The sequence below is a fragment of the Pseudomonas vanderleydeniana genome (assembly GCF_014268755.2).
GTDB lineage: Bacteria > Pseudomonadota > Gammaproteobacteria > Pseudomonadales > Pseudomonadaceae > Aquipseudomonas > Aquipseudomonas vanderleydeniana.
The window spans coordinates 5063382-5082213 of record NZ_CP077093.1 but is presented as its reverse complement, the minus strand read 5'-3'; the positions used below and the strand labels follow the sequence as shown (position 1 = coordinate 5082213).

At 62.0% G+C, this 18832-nt stretch carries 16 protein-coding genes; 1 reads left to right on the top strand and 15 read right to left on the bottom strand.

Features of this window, described 5'->3' with window-relative positions:
• Positions 1-118: 118 nt before the first annotated feature.
• From nuoF to HU752_RS22785, 14 genes are all read right to left on the bottom strand, one after another.
• On the bottom strand, positions 119-1474 hold the full coding sequence (gene nuoF / locus HU752_RS22850; RefSeq protein WP_186684577.1) for an NADH-quinone oxidoreductase subunit NuoF: 1356 nt from the start codon (positions 1472-1474) through the stop codon (positions 119-121).
• On the bottom strand, positions 1471-1968 hold the full coding sequence (nuoE, locus tag HU752_RS22845) for an NADH-quinone oxidoreductase subunit NuoE (protein WP_186684579.1): 498 nt from the start codon (positions 1966-1968) through the stop codon (positions 1471-1473). Before nuoE ends, nuoF begins: the two co-directional genes overlap by 4 nt.
• 2 nt (positions 1969-1970) lie before the next feature.
• Entirely contained in the window at positions 1971-3752 is a 1782-nt protein-coding gene (nuoC, locus tag HU752_RS22840; protein WP_186684581.1) for an NADH-quinone oxidoreductase subunit C/D, read from the bottom strand.
• Between the two features lie 73 nt (positions 3753-3825).
• Entirely contained in the window at positions 3826-4500 is a 675-nt protein-coding gene (locus tag HU752_RS22835; protein WP_010444608.1) for a NuoB/complex I 20 kDa subunit family protein, read from the bottom strand.
• A 10-nt stretch (positions 4501-4510) separates the two neighbouring features.
• Positions 4511-4924: an NADH-quinone oxidoreductase subunit A gene (locus HU752_RS22830; RefSeq protein ID WP_017903639.1), complete on the bottom strand. Its 414-nt coding sequence runs from the start codon at positions 4922-4924 to the stop codon at positions 4511-4513.
• 850 nt (positions 4925-5774) lie between these two features.
• Positions 5775-7100 carry an isocitrate lyase gene (aceA, locus tag HU752_RS22825; protein ID WP_186684583.1) on the bottom strand — a complete coding sequence of 442 codons (1326 nt, stop codon included), beginning with the start codon at positions 7098-7100 and terminating at the stop codon, positions 5775-5777.
• Between the two features lie 527 nt (positions 7101-7627).
• Complete coding sequence (locus tag HU752_RS22820; protein ID WP_186684585.1) at positions 7628-8389, bottom strand: secretin N-terminal domain-containing protein; 762 nt, start codon at positions 8387-8389, stop codon at positions 7628-7630.
• Positions 8390-8756: 367 nt separating this feature from the next.
• Positions 8757-9182, bottom strand: a complete 426-nt coding sequence (locus HU752_RS22815; RefSeq protein ID WP_017903642.1) for a GNAT family N-acetyltransferase — start codon at positions 9180-9182, stop codon at positions 8757-8759.
• Positions 9175-10341: a ribosomal protein uL16 3-hydroxylase gene (locus tag HU752_RS22810; protein ID WP_186684587.1), complete on the bottom strand. Its 1167-nt coding sequence runs from the start codon at positions 10339-10341 to the stop codon at positions 9175-9177. The genes HU752_RS22815 and HU752_RS22810 overlap by 8 nt, the downstream gene beginning before the upstream one ends.
• Before the next feature lie 84 nt (positions 10342-10425).
• Positions 10426-11796: an adenylosuccinate lyase gene (gene purB, locus HU752_RS22805; RefSeq protein ID WP_186684589.1), complete on the bottom strand. Its 1371-nt coding sequence runs from the start codon at positions 11794-11796 to the stop codon at positions 10426-10428.
• 115 nt (positions 11797-11911) lie between these two features.
• A complete protein-coding gene (gene hflD / locus HU752_RS22800; protein WP_017903645.1) occupies positions 11912-12535 on the bottom strand; it encodes a high frequency lysogenization protein HflD in 624 nt (207 codons plus the stop codon).
• Positions 12532-13662 carry a tRNA 2-thiouridine(34) synthase MnmA gene (mnmA, locus tag HU752_RS22795; RefSeq protein WP_186684590.1) on the bottom strand — a complete coding sequence of 377 codons (1131 nt, stop codon included), beginning with the start codon at positions 13660-13662 and terminating at the stop codon, positions 12532-12534. The genes hflD and mnmA overlap by 4 nt, the downstream gene beginning before the upstream one ends.
• A 60-nt stretch (positions 13663-13722) precedes the next feature.
• Entirely contained in the window at positions 13723-14169 is a 447-nt protein-coding gene (locus tag HU752_RS22790; RefSeq protein WP_017903647.1) for an NUDIX hydrolase, read from the bottom strand.
• Between the two features lie 191 nt (positions 14170-14360).
• Positions 14361-16586, bottom strand: coding sequence for an NADP-dependent isocitrate dehydrogenase (locus tag HU752_RS22785; protein WP_186684592.1), 2226 nt, complete (start codon positions 16584-16586; stop codon positions 14361-14363).
• Between the two features lie 504 nt (positions 16587-17090).
• Between HU752_RS22785 and icd the strand changes: the two genes are divergently transcribed.
• Positions 17091-18347, top strand: a complete 1257-nt coding sequence (gene icd, locus HU752_RS22780) for an NADP-dependent isocitrate dehydrogenase (protein ID WP_054062806.1) — start codon at positions 17091-17093, stop codon at positions 18345-18347.
• 78 nt (positions 18348-18425) lie between these two features.
• On the opposite strand, the gene cspD is transcribed toward icd, so the two are convergent.
• The gene (cspD, locus tag HU752_RS22775; RefSeq protein WP_186684594.1) at positions 18426-18695 is read right to left on the bottom strand and encodes a cold shock domain-containing protein CspD; all 270 of its coding nucleotides are present in this window, start codon (positions 18693-18695) and stop codon (positions 18426-18428) included.
• Between the last annotated feature and the right edge of the window lie 137 nt (positions 18696-18832).

The following is an 18832-nucleotide window of genomic DNA, read 5'->3' as shown; positions in this document are numbered from 1 at the left end:
TTCTTCGTTGGCCCGCGTCTGCGGGCGTGGCTAATGGAATCCTGTACTCGCCTGGCGCGTCAAAATGCGGCTTCAGACGAGGAAGAGGGCGGCACGGACCGCCCCCCTTCGATACGTGTTATGCGCCGACGACGATCGGCCGTGCCAAAGGCGGGACGGCAGCACCTGCGGGGGCGATGCCGGCCTCGAACTCCGGACGGAAATATTTGATTGCGCTGCCCAATGGCTCCACGGCGCCCGGTGCGTGGGCACAGAAGGTCTTGCCCGGGCCGAGGAAGCCGACCAGACCCAGCAGGGTCTCGATGTCGCCGGCCTGGCCCTGGCCTTTCTCCAGGGCGCGCAGCAGCTTGACGCTCCACGGCAGGCCATCGCGGCAAGGGGTGCAGAAACCGCACGACTCACGGGCGAAGAACTCTTCCATGTTGCGCAGTAGCGAAACCATGTTGATGCTGTCGTCGACCGCCATGGCCAGGCCGGTACCCATCCGGGTGCCGACCTTGGCGATACCGCCGGCGTACATCTGGGCATCCAGGTGCTCGGGCAGCAGGAAGCCGGTACCGGCGCCGCCAGGCTGCCAGCACTTGAGCTTGAAGCCGTCGCGCATGCCACCGGCGTAGTCTTCGAACAGCTCGCGGGCGGTGACACCGAATGGCAGTTCCCACAGGCCCGGGTTCTTCACCTTGCCGGAGAAGCCCATCAGCTTGGTGCCATGGTCTTCGCTGCCTTCGCGGGCGAGGGACTTGTACCAGTCGACGCCGTTGCCGATGATCGCCGGCACGTTGCACAGGGTTTCGACGTTGTTCACGCAGGTCGGCTTGCCCCAGACGCCCACGGCGGCAGGGAAGGGCGGCTTGGAGCGCGGGTTGGCGCGGCGGCCTTCGAGGGAGTTGATCAGTGCGGTTTCTTCACCGCAGATGTAGCGCCCGGCACCGGTGTGGACGAACAGCTCGAAGTCGAAGCCGCTGCCGAGGATGTTCTTGCCCAGCAGGCCCGCGGCCTTGGCTTCTTCCACGGCACGGTTGAGGTGCTTGGCGGCGGTGACGTACTCGCCACGCAGGAAGATGTAGCCACGGTAGGTCTTCAGCGCACGGGCGCTGATCAGCATGCCTTCGATCAGTTGATGGGGCAGTTGCTCCATCAGCATGCGGTCCTTCCAGGTGTTGGGTTCCATTTCGTCCGCGTTGCACAGCAGGTAGCGGATGTTCATGGATTCGTCTTTGGGCATCAGGCCCCACTTGACCCCGGTGGGGAAGCCCGCACCGCCGCGACCCTTGAGGCCGGAGTCCTTCACGGTCTGGACGATGTCGTCGGCCGCCATGTCGGCAAAGGCCTTGCGCGCGGCGGCGTAGCCGTTCTTGGCCTGGTATTCGTCGAGCCAGACGGGCTCGGCGTCGTCACGCAGGCGCCAGGTCAGCGGGTGGGTTTCTGCCGTGCGCGCGATGCGGTTGGCAGGGCCGAAGGAAGTCAGAGTCATACGTAGCCCTCCAGCAGTTTGTCGACACCGGCGGCGGTCACATCGCCGAAGGTGTCGTCATCGATCATCAGGGCCGGGGCCTTGTCGCAGTTGCCCAGGCAGCACACCGGCAGCAGGGTGAAGCGGCCGTCGGCGGTGGTCTGGCCGAGGCCGATGCCCAGCTTGTTCTGGATTTCGCTGACGACCGACTCGTGGCCGCCGATGTAGCAGACCATGCTGTCGCAGACGCGAATGATGTGGCGACCGACCGGCTGGCGGAAGATCTGGCTGTAGAAGGTGGCCACGCCTTCGACGTCGCTGGCCGGGATGCCGAGGATCTCGCCGATGGCGTAGAGCGCGCCGTCAGGCACCCAGCCACGTTCCTTCTGGACGATCTTCAGGGCTTCGATGGACGCCGCGCGCGGGTCCTCGTAGTGGTGCAACTCGTGCTCGATGGCCGAGCGCTCGGTTTCGCTGAGGACGAAACGGTCTGTCTGGATGAGCGTGCTGTTCATGCTTAGCGGTCCACGTCGGCCATAACGAAGTCGATACTACCCAGGTACGCGATCAGGTCCGCGACCATGCTGCCGCGGATCACCGAAGGGATCTGCTGCAGGTGCGGGTAGCTCGGCGTACGAATCCGGGTGCGGTAGCTCATGGTGCCGCCATCGCTCGTCAGGTAATAACTGTTGATGCCCTTGGTCGCCTCGATCATCTGGAAGGATTCGTTGGCCGGCATGACCGGGCCCCACGAAACCTGCAGGAAGTGCGTGATCAGGGTTTCGATGTGCTGCAGGGTGCGCTCTTTCGGCGGCGGCGTGGTCAGCGGGTGATCCGCCTTGTACGGGCCTTCCGGCATGTTGCGCAGGCACTGGTCGATGATCCGCACGCTCTGGCGCATCTCTTCGACGCGGACCATGCAGCGGTCGTAGGCATCACCGTTGGCCGCCAGCGGGACTTCGAAGTCGAAGTTCTGGTAGCCGGAGTACGGACGGGCCTTGCGCAGGTCGAAATCGCAGCCGGTGGAACGCAGGCCGGCACCGGTGACGCCCCATTCCAGGGCTTCCTTGGTGTTGTAGGCGGCGACGCCGATGGTACGACCCTTGAGGATACTGTTCTGCAGGGCGGCCTTGGTGTACTCGTCCAGGCGCTTGGGCAGCCACTCGACGAATTCCTTGACCAGCTTGTCCCAGCCGCGCGGCAGGTCGTGGGCGACGCCACCGATACGGTACCAGGCCGGGTGCAGGCGGAAACCGGTGATGGCTTCGATCACCTTGTAGGCGCGCTGGCGGTCGGTGAAGGTGAAGAACACCGGAGTCATCGCCCCGACGTCCTGGATGTAGGTACCCAGGAACAGCAGGTGGCTGGTGATCCGGAAGAACTCGGCCATCATGATGCGGATGGTGTCGACCCGGTCCGGTACCTTGATGCCGGCCAGTTTTTCCACCGAAAGCACGTACGGCAGGTTGTTCATGACCCCGCCGAGGTAGTCGATACGGTCGGTGTAGGGGATGAAGCTGTGCCAGGACTGGCGCTCGGCCATCTTCTCGGCGCCACGGTGGTGGTAGCCGATGTCCGGTACGCAGTCGACGATCTCTTCACCGTCCAGCTGCAGGACGATACGGAAGGCGCCGTGGGCCGAAGGGTGGTTCGGGCCGAGGTTGAGGAACATGTAGTCCTCGTTGGCGCCGGAACGCTTCATGCCCCAGTCTTCCGGATTGAAGCGCGCGGCTTCCTCTTCCAGTTGCTGCTTGGCCAGGGTCAGGCTGTAGGGATCGAACTCGGTGGCGCGGGCAGGGTAGTCCTTGCGCAGCGGGTGGCCTTCCCAGGTCGGCGGCATCATGATGCGCGACAGGTGCGGGTGGCCTTTGAAGTCGATGCCGAACATGTCCCAGACTTCGCGTTCGTTCCAGTTGGCGTTCGGCCAGATGCTGGTGACGCTTGGCAGGCTGAGGTCGCTTTCGGACAAGGCGACCTTGATCATTACGTCACTATTACGCTCGATCGAGAGCAGGTGATAGAAGACGCTGAAGTCGGCCGCCGGCAAGCCCTGGCGCTTGGTGCGCAGACGCTCGTCCACGCCGTGCAGGTCATAGAGCATGACGTACGGCTTGGGCAGGTTGCGCAGGAAGGTCAGGACTTCGACGAGTTGGGCGCGGCTGACCCACAGTACCGGCATGCCGGTACGGGTAGCCTGGGCGGTGAAGGCCTCGGCACCAAAACGGTTGTTCAGTTCGACGACCACATCCTGGTCGTCAGCCTTGTAAGGCGGGATGTACAGAGCACTGCCTGTAGTCATGGTTTTTTATCGCTTTCGGTCAACGTAAAGAATGAAGCCAGGTACACGTTTCTTTAGAAGAAGCAGAACTGGATCAGACTTCGTCGGGGCTGCGCAGGTTGGTCACCTGGATACGCTGTTCGCGGCGCTGTTCCTTTTGCGACGGCATCTCGGCACGGTAAATGCCTTGATCACCGACGACCCAGGAAAGTGGGCGACGCTCCTGGCCAATCGACTCTTGCAAGAGCATCAAGCCTTGCAGGAAAGCCTCGGGGCGGGGCGGGCAGCCTGGCACGTAGACGTCCACGGGCAGGAACTTGTCCACCCCCTGAACGACGGAGTAGATGTCGTACATGCCACCGGAGTTGGCACACGAACCCATGGAAATCACCCACTTCGGCTCGAGCATCTGTTCGTACAGGCGCTGGATGATCGGCGCCATCTTGACGAAGCAGGTACCGGCAATAACCATGAAGTCGGCCTGGCGTGGTGATGCCCGGATAACTTCGGCGCCGAAGCGTGCGATGTCGTGTGGTGCCGTGAAGGCGGTGGTCATTTCCACGTAGCAGCAGGACAGACCGAAGTTGTACGGCCACAGGGAGTTCTTGCGCCCCCAGTTGACCGCGCCACTCAGCACGTCTTCCAGCTTGCCCATGAAAATGTTCTTGTGGACTTGGTCCTCTAACGGATCGGCAACGGTTTCCCGTTGGCCAATCGGATACTGCTCGTTAGGAGCGTCCGGGTCGATTCTGGTGAGATTGTATTGCATTGCCAAAGCCTCATTGTTTCAGCTTCGCTTGCCTCTTATGACGAGCTTGTGGAGCCCAATCCAGCGCCCCCACTCGGTAAAGGTAAACAAGACCTGCCAACAGAATTGCTATGAAAACGAGAGCTTCGACGAATCCGGTCCAGCCGCTTTCGCGGACGGACACAGACCATGCAAAGAGAAAGAGGGCTTCGATATCGAAGATCACGAACAGCATCGCGACCAGATAGAATTTGGCGGAGAGCCGCAGGCGGGCGCTACCGGTAGGCAGCATGCCGGATTCGAACGGTTCGTTCTTGCTGCGTCCCCAGGCTTTTGACCCGAGGAGGCTGGAAAGACCGAGCATGAAGGCACAGAGGCCGACGACGCCGAGCAGGAAAATGGCAAAGCCCCAGTTGTGGGCCATGAGTCCGGTCGCTTCGGTCATGCGGGTAATCCTTAACAGAGAGCAAGGTTCTCTGAGCTTGAAAAAAGTAACGAGGCAGTGACGAAATGTCGCAGAGCCATCAATCCAGGTGATTTTATGGGTAAACACCAGGCAAGTAAATTTTCTATAGCGAAATTATTTAATGGAATAAGGACATAAGGACCTCTGGAGGGCCTGCAGCGCCTGTACTGCGGGCATTAGCCGGGTTTTTGTTAATTATGTTTTATCCAGGCTGTAACGAATAAATCTATTTCTAAATGATAATCAATATTATTTGTCTTGGGCTGTAACAGCCTGCTTGTACGCGGCTGTTTCTAGTTGCTGTATGGAGACTAGTAGAAAGTTGCGGGAAGGGGGCACGTTTTAATCGATTTGTCGTGCCTGAAGGCTGCGCCAGGTCAATGTTTGGACGTTGCGGCGGTCATTCCGGCTCTTCCGCAGGCTGGTTTTGGGTATCGCCGCCGTTGAGCGGGTTGTGAGGTGGCCTTGTGGCGAGCGGGCTTGCCCGCGCTGGAGCGCAAAGCGCTCCCAGGCCTGGTCGCTGCGGTGTGCCTGGTGCAGCGGGTTGTCAGGTTTTACGGCTGCTGCGCAGCCGAGCGCAGGCAAGCCTGCTCGCCACAAGAGGGGCTGTGCTCTTGCCATGGCCCATTCGTGTCGCGCGCAGGTCCCGCCGGCGCCCCCACCCTGTAGGAGGCGGCGGTGCGGCGATCCGACTTGCCCGCGAAAAGGGCTCGTCAGCACTACGCGGTCATGACAGGCAAAAAAATGCCCCGAACCAGTCGGGGCATCAGTCTGTCAGGCATTCCAGTTAGGTCTTACACGGTCTGGAATGGCCGCTTGCTCGGGTGACTCAGTGGAACTGCTCTTCTTCGGTCGAGCCGGTCAGTGCGGTCACCGAGGAGGTGCCGCCCTGGATCACGGTGGTCATGTCGTCGAAGTAGCCGGTGCCCACTTCCTGCTGGTGTGCCACGAAGGTGTAGCCCTTGGCGGCGTCGGCGAACTCCTGCTCCTGCAGCTTGACGTAGGCGGTCATGTCGTTGCGGGCGTAGTCGTGCGCCAGGTTGAACATGCCGTGCCACATGTTGTGGATGCCGGCCAGGGTGATGAACTGGTGCTTGTAGCCCATCGCCGACAGCTCGCGCTGGAACTTGGCGATGGTCGCGTCGTCCAGGTTCTTCTTCCAGTTGAAGGAAGGCGAGCAGTTGTAGGACAGCAGTTGGTCCGGGTATTCCTTCTTGATCGCTTCGGCGAAGCGACGTGCTTCGTCCAGGTCCGGCTTGGCGGTTTCACACCAGATCAGGTCGGCATATGGTGCGTAGGCCAGGCCACGGGCGATGGCCTGGTCGAGGCCGGCGCGGACCTTGTAGAAACCTTCCGGTGTACGGGTGCCGGTAACGAACGGCTGGTCGTACGGGTCGCAGTCGGAGGTCAGCAGGTCGGCGGCGTTGGCGTCGGTACGGGCCAGGATGATGGTCGGTACGCCGGCGACGTCGGCTGCCAGGCGGGCAGCGATCAGCTTCTGGACGGCTTCCTGGGTGGGTACCAGGACCTTGCCGCCCATGTGGCCGCATTTCTTCACCGAGGCCAGTTGGTCTTCGAAGTGCACGCCGGCGGCGCCCGCTTCGATCATGTTCTTCATCAGTTCGTAGGCGTTCAGTACGCCGCCGAAACCGGCTTCGGCGTCAGCCACGATGGGGGCGAAGTAGTCGATGTAGCCTTCGTCGCCCGGGTTCTTGCCGGATTTCCACTGGATCTGGTCGGCGCGGCGGAACGAGTTGTTGATGCGCTTGACCACGGTCGGCACGGAGTCGACTGGGTACAGCGACTGGTCAGGGTACATGGATTCGGCGGAGTTGTTGTCCGCAGCCACTTGCCAACCCGACAGGTAGATCGCCTGGATGCCGGCCTTGACCTGTTGTACGGCCTGGCCGCCGGTCAGGGCGCCCATGCAGTTGACGAAATCTTTATCCGGACGGAAGGATGGCTTGGCACCTTGGGTGACCAGCTTCCAGAGCTTCTCTGCACCCAGGCGGGCCAGGGTGTGCTCAGGCTGGATCGAGCCACGCAGACGAACCACGTCGGCAGCGGTGTAGGTGCGAGTCACGCCTTTCCAGCGCGGGTTTTCAGCCCAGTCTTTTTCAAGGGCTGCAATTTGCTGTTCGCGTGTCAGTGCCATGGACATAAACCTCGTCGCGTCTTCTATCAAAGTCGATCCTGGGTGGGATCTTGTGTGGAAAGTTCCTTGCTCCACTGCATGCCGGGCCTGGAAGGGCCGGGGCAGAGGCTGCGCGCTGACCAGAAGCTTAGGCGGTCGAGTCGGGTCTGGCGGGAAATGCGACGGATGAACGATGGGCTCAAGGGGGAGACGAGCGGGCGAGGGCGACCCTTGCAGCACAGCGGGGCGTCGTGGGCCTCATGCTGGCTTTGGGGTTGTTGCCGTTCTACCTGATTACGCTTCCGTCCCTCGGGACAACTTCGTTCCAGTCGCAATCTCGTCAAACACGCCTTGTGGGCGGTACAGACACGAATCGGCTCAGGTGGGTGGGTTAGAGCGGCGATCCGAAGGCCCTTGCCAGGGCCCCTGATTAGCGGGAGCGAGGCCATCATGCCTTCGGATTTTTGGCGCGTCAAACGTTTTGTAGTGCTTTTTTCAAAGCACTACATCTTTGGTCTAATACGACTAATCAGTCAGTTTTCGGTGCCTCAGTCCAGGCTGTCGACTTTCACCCGCAAAGTCATGTCATTGCGGTTAGAGGTAGAGTAGCTGCGGGTTAGAGCCTGGCGGTCGGCCTGGCTCTGGCCATTGACGCCGGCGAGGGTGATCCATTCGCCGAGCGGTCCACTGACCGTTGTGTCGGTGCTTTGTACGTTCACTACATCCTGACGCTCCTGGCTCATCCGGTCACGATTGGTGCTGATGGCCAGGTGGACGATGTTTCCGGTGACGCTGGCGGTGACGTAGAACCCCTGGGTGACGTTGCGATACTGGGTCTGGGTTTGCGGGCGACCGTAGATGTCGAGCTGGCCGGTACTGCTGGTCAGTGGCACGCTCTGGCCGACCTGGATCAGCGCCGGCGTGCCCTCGCTGGCCTGTACCTGCTGGATACCGCCGTCGCGGCTGTCGGTGCTGCGGCTGATGATGCGGGTCTGGCCCTGGCCGTTGATCGAGTACCCCTGGGTGCCCTGGTCGTTGTTTTCGCTGGTGTCGACGCTGATCAGCAGGCGCCGGGCCGGCTTGTCCAGTTGCCCGATGAACTCGCGCAGTTCGCCGATCTTGCGTGGTTCGGCATTGACGATCAGTTGGTTCTGGTAGGCGCTGACCTTGCCGTCCTGGCCGAGGAAGTTTTGCGCGACCGGCAACAGGTCGCTGCTGGTGCGGTAATTCAGGGGGATCAGTTCGGTGGCCGCCTGGGCGCTGAAGGTGCAGGCCAGCAACAGGCCGGTGAAGAGGGTGCGTAGGGACATGTCCGTTATCTCCGCAGGTGACTGGGCAATGCACGTGAGTGTGATGCATTGAGTTTGACAGTTTCTCGGCGAAGGAGGAGGCAAATTGAATCGCAGACAGCAAAACGCCCCGATAACGGGGCGTTTTGCCGGTGGGGCAGGCCGTGGCTGTCTGGTGGGCTGACCCTTTTGTGGCGAGCGGGCTTGCCCGCGTTGGGCTGCAAGGCAGCCCCAAACCATCCACCTCGGTCCAGCTGGCGTGCCAGGTACTCAGGCTTTAGGGCTGCTGCGCAGCCCAGCGCGGGCAAGCCCGCTCGCCACAAAAGCCTGTCACCACAGAGGCCGCTTACCATAGGCATGCCGGCTCACCACAGGTCCGTCGCCCATCTCAGGCCGCGCCGCGGACCATGTCGACGTGGGGAATTCCGGCTTCGAGAAATTCCTCGCTGACGATGCTGAAGCCATGACGTTCGTAGAACGCCGTGGCCTGCACCTGGGCACTGAGCATCTGCTGCCTGAGGCCCCGCTTCTCGGCTTCGCCGATCACTGCCTGCAGCAGGGCATCGCCGACCTTCAGGCCGCGCCAGTCGCGCAGCACCGAGACCCGGCCGATCTGCCCGTCGGGCAGCAGGCGGGCGGTGCCGATCGGGAAATCGCCTTCGTAGGCCAGGAAGTGCACCGCTGTGGCGTCCTCCGCGTCCCATTCCAGCTCCGGGGGTACAGCTTGTTCGGCAATGAACACCGACTCACGAATGCGCCGAATCTCGGCGTTATCCTTTTGCCAGTCCGCGACACGTACGTGAATTCTATTCATCGGCAAATCCCACGCTTCCCTGTTTGACCAGCTCGCACAGCAGGCCGCGCCCATCCTCGTCCTCGAGCCATGGGCCGAGGTTCTCGATGTGCAGGGCCTCGGCTGCGCAGATCATCTTCAGCAGCTCGCGCAGCTTGCCTGGCAGGTAGCGACTCTGGCCGCTGGCGAACAGCAGCAGGTCGTCATCGACTTCGGACCAGGCCAAGCGTGCACTCGGGTTACGGATCAGTATGGCACCGTGCTCCAGGCCGGCGAGCAGATCTTCTTCTTCCAGTTCCGGGCCGACGACCAGTTCCGGGTAGCGTGGCTCGGTCATGAACTGGCCGAACCAGGTCAGCAGCAGGCGCTCGTCGCTCATGTGCTCGGCCAGCAGGCTCTTGAGGCGGTCGAGGGCGTCGTGCTGGATCTGGTGCGGGTCGACCGCCGGCTGGGCGTCGGCGTCGGTGTAGCGCTCTTCATCCGGCAGGAACTGGCTGAGGAAGTCGGTGAAGTGGGTCAGCACTTCAGCGGCGCTCGGGGCGCGGAAGCCTACCGAGTAGGTCATGCAGTCGTCGACGGCGACGCCGCAGTGGGCCAGGCGTGGCGGCAGGTAGAGCATGTCGCCCGGTTCCAGGACCCAGCCCTCGGTTTCCTCGAACTCGGCGAGGATGCGCAGGTCGGCATGCTCCAGCAGGGCACTGTCGGAGTCGCACATCTGGCCGATTTTCCAGTGACGTTTGCCCTTGCCTTGCAGCAGGAACACGTCGTAGTTGTCGAAGTGCGGGCCCACGCTGCCACCCGGGGCGGCGAAGCTGATCATCACGTCGTCGATCCGCCAGCTTGGCAGGAAGCGGAAGTTTTCCAGCAGCTCGGCGACTTCCGGCACGAACTGGTCGACCGCTTGCACCAGCAGGGTCCACTCACGCTCCGGCAACTGGCTGAAGGCGTCTTCGGAGAACGGGCCGCGGCGCAGCTCCCATGGGCGCTCGCCGTGCTCGATGATCACGCGCGATTCGACTTCTTCTTCCAGGGCCAGGCCGGCCAGTTCGTCGGCGTCGATCGGGCTTTCGAAATCCGGAATCGCCTGGCGGATCAACAGCGGTTTCTTCTGCCAGTAGTCGCGCAGGAATTCCCGGGCGGTCAGCCCGCCCAGAAGTTGCAGAGGAGTATCAGGATTCATGTGTAACCTATTGAAAAAACGTATTTTTCAGACTGGAATAAAAACGCCCGGCTCAGCCGGGCGCTCAGAGCGGGTGCCGTACGATCAGATACGCTGGGCCTGGGCCACGGCGTTGCCGATGTAGTTGGCCGGGGTCAGCTGTTTCAGCTCGGCCTTGGCGTCGGCGGGCATGTCGAGGCCGTCGATGAAAGTCTGCAGGGCTTCAGGGCTGATGCCCTTGCCGCGGGTCAGTTCTTTCAGTTTTTCGTACGGGTTTTCGATGTTGTAGCGACGCATCACGGTCTGGATCGGCTCGGCCAGGACTTCCCAGCAGGCGTCCAGGTCGGCGGCGATCTTCTGTTCGTTGATCTCCAGCTTGCCGATGCCCTTGAGGCTGGCTTCGTAGGCGATCACGCTGTGGGCGAAGCCGACACCGAGGTTGCGCAGTACGGTGGAGTCGGTCAGGTCGCGCTGCCAGCGGGAAATCGGCAGCTTGCTGGCCAGGTGCTGGAACAGCGCGTTGGCGATACCCAGGTTGCCTTCGGAGTTTTCGAAGTCGATCGGGTTGACCTTGTGCGGCATGGTCGAGGAGCCGATTTCACCCGCGACGGTCTTCTGCTTGAAGTAGCCCAGGGAGATGTAGCCCCAGATATCGCGGTCGAAGTCGATCAGGATGGTGTTGAAGCGGGCTATCGCGTCGAACAGCTCGGCGATGTAGTCGTGCGGCTCGATCTGGGTGGTGTAGGGGTTGAACACCAGGCCCAGCTCGTCTTCGATGAAGGCGCGGGCGTTGGCTTCCCAGTCGACCTGTGGGTAGGCCGACAGGTGGGCGTTGTAGTTGCCCACGGCGCCGTTGATCTTGCCCAGCAGCGGGACAGCGGCTACCTGGGCGATCTGGCGCTCCAGGCGGTAGACGACGTTCGCCAGTTCCTTGCCCAGGGTGGTCGGCGAAGCCGGCTGGCCGTGAGTGCGCGACAGCATCGGCACGGCGGCGAAGCGGCGGGCCAGTTCACGGATCGACTCGGCAATCTGGCGCATCAGCGGCAGCAGCACGTCGTCGCGCCCTTCGCGCAGCATCAGGGCATGGGACAGGTTGTTGATGTCCTCGCTGGTGCAGGCGAAGTGGATGAATTCGCTGACGGCGGCCAGTTCAGGCAGCTTGGCGGCCTGCTCCTTGAGCAGGTACTCGATGGCCTTGACGTCGTGGTTGGTGGTGCGCTCGATCTCTTTGACGCGCTCGGCGTGCTCCAGGGCGAAGTTCTCGGCCAGGGTGTTGAGCACTGCGTTGGCTTCGGCGGAAAACGCCGGGACTTCGGTGATCGCCGGATGAGCGGCCAGGCGCTGGAGCCAGCGGACTTCCACCAGGGCGCGAGCACGGATCAGGCCGTATTCGCTGAAAATAGGGCGCAGGGCCTGGGTTTTGCCGGCGTAGCGGCCGTCAACAGGGGAAACCGCAGTGAGCGAAGAGAGCTGCATGGGGTGTTCTCGGACAGTCAGGCAACGAAATGGGGCGCGTATCATACATGAAAAAATCCGCCGGTCCGTTGCGAACTGACCGGCGTATCGCGCTTTTAAAGCTCCGTCGATGGCCTCAGGCGCTACGCATCAACGGATAGAGTTCCTTGAGCAGCTTGCGGCGGCTGATCACCAGCTGCCAGCGATGGCCGCCCAGTTGGCGCCACAGGCGCGCCGAGCGGATGCCCGCCAGCAGCAGGGCACGGATTTTCGAGGCATTGCTCGGTTGTTGCAGGTTGCGCATGTCGCCATGCACCTGGATGCGTTGGCGCAGCGTGCTGAGGGTGTCCTGGTACAGGGCGCCGCAGGCCGCCACCACGTTTTCGTGGGCCGGACCGAAGTGTTCGACCTGGGACTGGATCTGCGGCAGGCGCTTGCCGATGGTTTCCAGCATGTCCTCGCGCTTGGCCAGTTGGCGTTCGAGGCCGAGCATCGACAGGGCGTAGCGCAGCGGTTCGCGCTGCAGGGCGCTCGGGTCGCGCTCGAGGGCGCCGATCAGGGCGCGATAGCCGTCGCGCAGGTTGATGTCGTCACCGCCGTAGACTTCCAGGGTGTCCTTGGGGTCGCGAATCAGCAGGCTGCCGAGCATGCAGCTGACCCCGGCCTCGCTGGACTGGCCGGTCTTGGCGATCCGGTCCACCAGCACCGCGGCGAGAAACACGCCGCCCAGGGCGGTCAACTGCTCCTGGATCGGGCTCATGGGCGTGCTCCGCCGGCGGCTGGTTCGGCGACTTCGATGACGCCGCCGCCCAGGCAGACCTCGCCATCGTAGAACACCACGGACTGGCCGGGGGTGACGGCGCGCTGGGGCTCGTCGAACACGGCGCGGTAGCCGTCGGCGGTTTTTTCCAGGGTGCACTGCTGGTCGCCCTGGCGGTAGCGGACTTTCGCCGTCAGACGGCGCGGGCTGCCCAGGTCGATCGGGTTGACCCAGTAGATTTCCGAAGCCAGCAGGGCGCCGGAGAACAGCCAGGGATGTTCGTTGCCCTGGCCGACGATCAACTCGTTGTGTTCCAGGTCCTTGCGCAGCACGTACCAAGGCTCGTCACCGGCGTCCTTCAGGCCGCCGATACCCAGGCCCTGGCGCTGGCCGATGGTGTGGTACATCAGGCCGTGGTGGCGACCGATCACTTCGCCGGAGGGGGTCTTGATCTCGCCGGGCTGAGCCGGCAGGTACTGCTTGAGGAAGTCGCTGAAGCGTCGTTCGCCGATGAAGCAGATACCGGTGGAGTCCTTTTTCTTTGCGGTGGCCAGGCCGTGTTTCTCGGCGATGGCGCGGACTTGCGGTTTTTCCAGTTCGCCGACCGGGAACAGGGTCTTGGCGATCTGCTCGCCGCCGACGGCGTGCAGGAAGTAGCTCTGGTCCTTGTTCGGGTCCAGGCCCTTGAGCAGTTCGGTGCGGCCGTCGATATCGCGCCGGCGTACGTAGTGGCCGGTGGCGATCAGGTCGGCACCCAGGCTCAGGGCGTAGTCGAGGAACGCCTTGAACTTGATTTCGCGGTTGCAGAGGATGTCCGGGTTCGGCGTGCGGCCGGCCTTGTACTCGGCCAGGAAGTGCTCGAACACGTTGTCCCAGTACTCGGCGGCGAAGTTGGCAGTGTGCAGCTTGATGCCGATCTTGTCGCACACGGCCTGGGCGTCCGCCAGGTCGTCCATGGCGGTGCAGTACTCCGTACCGTCGTCTTCCTCCCAGTTCTTCATGAACAGGCCTTCCACCTGGTAACCCTGCTCCATGAGCAGTACGGCGGAAACGGAAGAGTCCACGCCGCCGGACATGCCGACGATGACGCGCAGGTTTTCTGGGGCGGTGGCAGCTGGATCACGCATAGGGATTCAATGAGTGTCTTCGAAAAAGGACGCGATTCTAACAGGCCCTGGCCTTCAAGGCTAAAGGGAAGGGCGGATCAGTTCGAGGCTGTGCAATGGGCCGGCGAGATAATCGTCGACACAGCGGATGATCAGCTCGCTGCGCCACTGCGGGCGCAGGGCCAGCAATTGGTCGCGAGTGAGCCAGCGCGGGCCGATGATGCCATGGTCCAACTGATAGTCGGGTCGCTGGCGCAGCGGTTTGCCGGCGAAGCACACGCGCTGGTAGGTCACGCCGTTGCTTGGGGCGGTGTACAGGTAGATACCGATGACGCCGGTCAATTCCACGTCCCACCCAGTTTCCTCGAGGGTTTCGCGCAGTGCTGCGTCGCTCAGGCTTTCGTTCGGGTCGAGGTGGCCGGCCGGCTGGTTGAATACGGCCTGGCCGTCCTGCAGCTCCTCGACGAACAGGAAGCGGCCCTGGTCCTCGATGACCGTGGCGACGGTGATGTGCGGTTGCCATTCCATAAGATCGGTTCCTCCTCGCCTATCTATTAAAGGCTGCGCGGCCCCTTGTAGGAGCGTGGCTTGCCCGCGAAGCTTTTAGCGGCCTTGAGGCCGCCTTCGCGGCGGTTCGGCGCCCCGACAAGCCACGCTCCTACAGGGCGGTAAACACAAACCCCGGCGCGGGGCCGGGGCTTGTGGTGTTACCGCAGAGCTTACACCAGTGCAGCGATCGCCGCGTTCAGGGTGGTGCTCGGGCGCATGGCCTTGCTGATCAGCTCGGCGCTGGCGTGGTAGTAGCCGCCGATGTCGACTGGCTTGCCCTGTACGGCGTTGAGCTCGGCAACGATTTTTGCCTCGTTCTCGGTCAGGGTTTTTGCCAGAGGCGCGAACTGGGCCTGCAGCGCGGTGTCCTCGGTCTGGGCAGCCAGGGCCTGAGCCCAGTACAGCGCCAGGTAGAAGTGGCTGCCGCGGTTGTCGATGTTGCCGACTTTGCGCGATGGCGACTTGTTGTTGTCGAGGAACTGGCCGGTAGCCTGGTCCAGGGTCTTGGACAGCACCAGGGCTTTCGGGTTGTTGTAGTTCACGCCCAGGTGCTCCAGGGAAGCGGCCAGGGCCAGGAACTCACCCAGGGAGTCCCAGCGCAGGAAGTTTTCTTCCAGCAGCTGCTGAACGTGCTTCGGAGCCGAACCGCCGGCGCCGGTTTCGAACAGGCCGCCGCCATTCATCAGCGGGACGATCGACAGCATCTTGGCGCTGGTGCCCAGTTCCATGATCGGGAACAGGTCGGTCAGGTAGTCGCGCAGGACGTTGCCGGTGACCGAGATGGTGTCCTGGCCGGCGCGGGTGCGTGCCAGGGTGGTCTTCATCGCGTCGACCGGCGACATGATCTGGATGTCCAGGCCATTGGTGTCGTGGTCTTTCAGGTAAGCCTGGACCTTCTCGATCACTACGCCGTCGTGGGCGCGCAGTGGGTCGAGCCAGAAGATCGCCGGGGTGCTGCTGGCGCGGGCACGGTTGACGGCCAGTTTGACCCAGTCCTGGATCGGCGCGTCCTTGGTCTGGCACATGCGGAAGATATCGCCGGCTTCGACGTTCTGTTCCAGCAGGGTGCGGCCAGTGCTGTCGGTGACGCGCACTACGCCGTTGGCCTTGATCTGGAAAGTCTTGTCGTGGGAGCCGTACTCTTCGGCCTTCTTCGCCATCAGGCCGACGTTCGGCACGCTGCCCATGGTGGTCGGATCGAAGGCACCATTGGCCTTGCAGTCTTCGATGACCGCCTGGTAGATGGTGGCGTAGCAGCGATCCGGGATCACGGCCTTGGTGTCGTGCAGTTGGCCGTCGGTGCCCCACATCTTGCCGGAGTCACGGATCATGGCTGGCATCGAGGCGTCGACGATGACGTCGCTCGGCACGTGCAGGTTGGTGATGCCCTTGTCGGAGTTGACCATGGCCAGGGCTGGGCGAACGGCGTAGACCGCCTGGATGTCCGCTTCGATCTGGGCCTGCTGCTCGGCTGGCAGGGTCTTGATGCGGGCGTACAGGTCGCCGATGCCGTTGTTCAGGTTGAAGCCGATCTGCTCCAGGACTTCGGCGTTCTTGGCCAGGGCGTCCTTGTAGTACTCGGCAACGATCTGGCCGAACATGATCGGGTCGGAGACCTTCATCATGGTCGCCTTCAGGTGAACCGACAGCAGCACGCCTTCGTTCTTGGCGGCTTCGATTTCAGCGGCGATGAAGCTGCGCAGGGCGTTCTTGCTCAGCACGGCGCAGTCGAGGATCTCGCCGGCCTGGACGCTGGTTTTCTCTTTCAGGACGCTGGTGCTGCCGTCCTGGGCGATCAGTTCGATCTTGACGCTGCCAGCGGCTTCGATCAGTGCAGCCTTCTCGCTGCCGTAGAAGTCGCCGCTGCTCATGTGGGCAACGTGGGACTTGGAGTCGGCAGCCCAGGCGCCCATCTTGTGCGGGTGCTTGCGAGCGTAGTTCTTGACCGACAGCGGAGCGCGGCGGTCGGAGTTGCCTTCGCGCAGGACCGGGTTCACGGCGCTGCCCTTGACCTTGTCGTAGCGCGCACGCGCGTCTTTCTCGGCGTCGTTGGTCACGGTTTCCGGATAGTCGGGAACGTTGAAGCCCTGGGCCTGCAGTTCCTTGATCGCGGCTTGCAGCTGCGGTACCGAGGCGCTGATGTTCGGCAGCTTGATGATGTTGGCTTCAGGGGTGATGGCCAGCTCGCCCAGTTCGGCGAGGTGGTCCGGCACAGCTTTGGCGCCCAGCTGCTCGGGGAAGCTGGAGAGGATGCGTCCGGCCAGGGAGATGTCGCGGGTTTCCACGGCGATATCAGCCGAAGCGGTGAAGGCCTCTACGATAGGCAACAGTGAATAGGTGGCGAGGGCGGGAGCTTCGTCGGTAAAGGTGTAGATGATCTTCGAGCGGGTGGGCATATTCGGATTAACTCTCTTCTTTGCTAAAGCATGCGCAGAAACTAACTCGAGGTGCGCCGGATAAGCGCGTTCGTTCAAAGTCGTCCATGAGTCGAAAATCGAAGTTTCTTCGCGGTGATGTTGGGTGCATCAGTCGAGCGTCAAGCGGTCGGGCTACGGTAACAGCCCGGCTCTGGGCGGCAGTTCCTGGCTACATTTCCTGTAACAGAGGCGTCGGCCATCGTGACCCTGTGGTCAGCGGCGCGAGTATACATAGGTTGCTGGCAAAACGCCGAGCGTTCATGCCCAACTCTTTTCGTCCATTGGTCTAAAGGTCGCACCCGGCAGGGCGTCGAAGTGTCGCGGGTTGTGCTGGAGATTGGCGCTTTTCCCTTTTATTTCAAGCTTGTACGCCGCGAAGTAGGCGCTTTTCAGGGTAAATGGGTGGTCGCGAGGTTTCCGTCTACATTTAACTGGGGTACGCTCGAACGCAGCCAGATGTTCAATCCATAGATGGAGTACAACATGGGATACAAGAAGATTCAGGTTCCAGCCGTCGGTGACAAAATCACCGTCAACGCAGACCACTCTCTCAATGTTCCTGATCACCCGATCATCCCTTTCATCGAAGGTGACGGTATTGGCGTCGATATCAGCCCGGTGATGATCAAGGTCGTCGACGCTGCTGTCGAAAAGGCTTACGGCGGCAAGCGCAAGATCTCATGGATGGAAGTCTATGCCGGCGAGAAGGCCACCCAGGTCTATGACCAGGACACCTGGCTGCCGCAGGAAACCCTGGACGCGGTCAAGGACTACGTGGTTTCCATCAAGGGCCCGCTGACCACGCCGGTCGGTGGTGGTATCCGTTCCCTCAACGTCGCCCTGCGCCAGCAGCTCGACCTGTATGTCTGCCTGCGTCCGGTGCGCTGGTTCGAAGGCGTGCCGAGCCCGGTGAAGAAGCCGGGGGACGTGGACATGACGATCTTCCGCGAGAACTCCGAGGATATCTATGCCGGGATCGAGTGGAAGGCTGGCTCGCCCGAGGCGAACAAGGTCATCAAGTTCCTCAAGGAAGAAATGGGCGTGACCAAGATCCGTTTCGACCAGGACTGCGGTATCGGCGTCAAGCCGGTGTCGAAGGAAGGCACCAAGCGCCTGGCGCGCAAGGCCCTGCAGTACGTGGTCGACAACGATCGCAAGTCGCTGACCATCGTCCACAAGGGCAACATCATGAAATTCACCGAGGGTGCCTTCAAGGAGTGGGCCTACGAGGTGGCGGCCGAGGAGTTCGGTGCGACCCTGCTCGATGGTGGCCCCTGGATGCAGTTCAAGAACCCCAAGACTGGCCGCAATGTCGTGGTCAAGGACGCCATCGCCGACGCCATGCTCCAGCAGATCCTGCTGCGTCCGGCCGAGTATGACGTGATCGCGACCCTCAACCTCAACGGCGACTACCTGTCCGATGCCCTGGCGGCCGAGGTGGGCGGCATTGGTATCGCGCCCGGTGCCAACCTCTCCGACACCGTCGCCATGTTCGAGGCAACCCACGGTACCGCGCCCAAGTATGCTGGCAAGGACCAGGTCAACCCGGGTTCGCTGATCCTCTCCGCGGAAATGATGCTGCGTCACCTGGGCTGGACCGAGGCGGCCGACCTGATCATCAAGGGGACCAACGGTGCCATCGGCGCCAAGACCGTGACCTATGACTTCGAGCGCCTGATGGAAGGGGCCAAGCTGGTTTCGTCGTCCGGTTTCGGTGATGCGCTGATCGCACACATGTAAGACGGTTTGGCAATAAAAAAGCCCGGTTCAAATCGCTGAATCGGGCTTTTTTATAGCTGGATGTTTCTGCGAGTCGCTTCAGGCGCTGACGTTGTTCGCCTTGCTCTTGGAAACCATTGCTTTGTCATCGGTAGGGGTCACTACGGCAGCGCTCTGTATGTTGACCGCATGCAGACCTTTAGGGCCCTGGATGATCTCAAAGCTTACGGCTTGGCCAGCCTTGAGGGTTTTGTAGCCTTCCATCTGGATGGCTGAATAGTGGGCAAACAAGTCTTCATCCTTGCCTTCTTCCAGGACGAAACCATAGCCCTTGGCGTTGTTGAACCACTTGACCTTACCGCTCGGCATGCTCATATCCCTCTGCAAACGACCCCATCACTGGAGTATCATCCAGTTCATCCTACACTGCGTGAACCAGAAAAATGGTTGACGATATGGACCTTTATTACCCAATCTGGTCTCTATTGGTTGTAACACCGATTTGC